Here is a 2,254-nt window from a genome sequence, read left to right on the forward strand (position 1 = left end):
AGCTGCCACCGCGGGGGGTGGCCTCCAGATGGTCGACCAGGCCGGCCGGGTTGTACCGGACGGCCAGCACGCCGCCGTCCGCCGCCGTGGTGGTGACCGGGCGGCTGAGCGCGTCGAACACGCTGGTGGTCAGGCTGCCCGGGGCCGCCTCCAACGCGGCCGAGGCCGCGGCGAGGCGGCTTTCCGGGGTGGGCGCCGCCGTGGCCACGCCCGTCCAGTCGGGCTCCCGGTCGTAGGCGACGGCGAACCGGCGCGCCGACCCGGTGATGTTGCCGCGGAAGTCCCGGCGCAGGGTCTCGGCGAGCCCGGCGCCGTCGAACGTCTGCTGGGCCACGCCGAGCAGGTAGCGGGGGCCGGCGGCGGCCGGGTCGTCGTCGCCGTAGCCGATGACCGACCGGCAGACCTCGCCCGGCGCCGCCAGCTGCCCGGCGGCCGGTCCCCCACCGACCGCCCCGGCGCCCACCGGGCCATCGGGAGACGGGCCGATAGGCGCTGGGGCGGGGAGGGTGGTGTCGCGCACCCAGGTCCGCACCGGGCGGCCGAACAGGTCGTACTCCGGGCGGGCCCGCACCTCGTACGGCGCCGCCGCCGGCGTCCACGGGCCGCAGCCGTGCCACTCGCGTAACGGCCGTCCCAGCGCGTCCGGCATCGTCCGGCTGGTCCCGGCGTCCGGGCTGGTCGTGACGAGTGGGCGGCCGAGCAGGTCGTAACCGTGGGTCGCCACGACGACCCCACGCGGGTCGGTCACCGACAGCACCCGCCCGTCGATGTCGAAGACGGTGGTGGTCACCAGGTCGGCCGTGCCGTTGCGTTCGACGGTCTCGACCGTGCGGCCGAGGGCGTCGAGCCGCGCGGTCGTCGGTGTGCCGGCGTGTGCCAGCGACGCCGCGGCCGCGGCCTTCTCCTCGTCGGTGGCGCCGGGCGCGGTGCGGGCGGCCAGCCAGTCCGAGTCGGCGACCGTGTCGTTGCGGTCGAAGGTCCGCACGGACCAGATCCCCGGTTCGGCCCTGGTGTGGGTGCCGTCCGGGAAGTCGATTCGGGTGGCCCGGTCGACCGGGTCGTAACGCAGCGTCGTCGGGAAGCCCAGTTCGACCAGCTCGGTCTCGGTGTCGTAGCGGTCGTCCGGGGCGAAGTAGGGATCGAAGCGGCGGACGGGCCGGCCCTTGCCGTCGAAGACGGTGCGGCCGGTGCCGATCCAGCGCGGCCCGGCCATGTCCCGAACGGCCGCCCGCCCGGTCGCGGGGTCGACAACCAGCGCGCCGGCCGGGTCGCGGAACGGCGCCGGGCCGCTCTCGGCCTGCGCCTTGGTCTGGACGGCCACGCCCGCCCCGGAGAAGTAGGTGACCGACTCCGTCCAGTCGCTGCCAGCGGCGTCGGCGGTCCGTGACCGGGTGCGGACCGAGTTCGGGACGCCCCGCTCGTCCCAGGCGGCGAGGTCGAGGGTGTACTCGTGGTCCCACTCGCCTGGTGGGGCGCCCTCCCCGGCGGCGCCGGTCAGCCGGGTCGCGGTCACCATGCCGAGCGCGTCGAACCGGGCGGCCGCGACCGTGCCGTGCGGGTCGGTGACAGCCCGTGGCGTAAGCGTCCGGTAGTCGTTGGTGGCACGCGACAGGTTCCACCGCGGCCCGGCCGGGTCGGCGGTGAAGCGGTCGGTTCCCGGCACGGCCGCCGCGCGGGTGACCAGCAGCCGTTCGGGCAGCAGCGCGTGGACGTCCAGGCCGGCGAAGATGCCGAGGCCGAACGGGTCGACCTGGGCGGTCGGGGCGAAGAAGGCGGCCGGGTCGGGCTGGCTGACCGGCGACGACACCCACCACAGCGGTTCGCCGTCACCGTCCGGCGCCGACTCGTAGTGACCGTCGGTGACGATCGTGGCCGCGTCCAGGTCGGCGGCGACGTCGGCGAGTTGGTCGGCGGTGAGCGCCGCCGCGACCGTGCGGCGGGCCAGCGCACGTCCGGTGAACGAGCCGAAGGGCAGTTCGCGGCGGGCGTCGTCGTCCCAGTAGAGGGCGCGGGTGACCCTCCGCTTACGCCGGCGGAGGACGTGGGCCGGGGGCACGGGACCCGCCGGGCCGACCGGGCCGACGGGCTCGGCCGGGCCGACCGGGCCGACGGGCTCGGCCGGCCCGGCGGCGGGCGCGACGGGCGCGGCGGCGAAGCCGGCGAGGGTGGCGGCGTCGAACCGGCCGGACGCGGGCAGCGGAGGGTGACCGAGGACCTCGAAATGCCGCTCCTCGACCGGGACGCCGACGCGCCG

Annotated in this window: 1 protein-coding gene; it reads right to left on the reverse strand. The window is 76.9% G+C overall.

What is annotated here, in order from left to right; genetic code table 11:
• On the reverse strand, nucleotides 1-2,254 hold a 2,254-nt coding region (locus tag AC5LSR_RS18220), incomplete at both ends, for a hypothetical protein (RefSeq protein WP_493468721.1).

The organism is Protofrankia sp. CiP1_Cm_nod4, assembly GCF_982290645.1.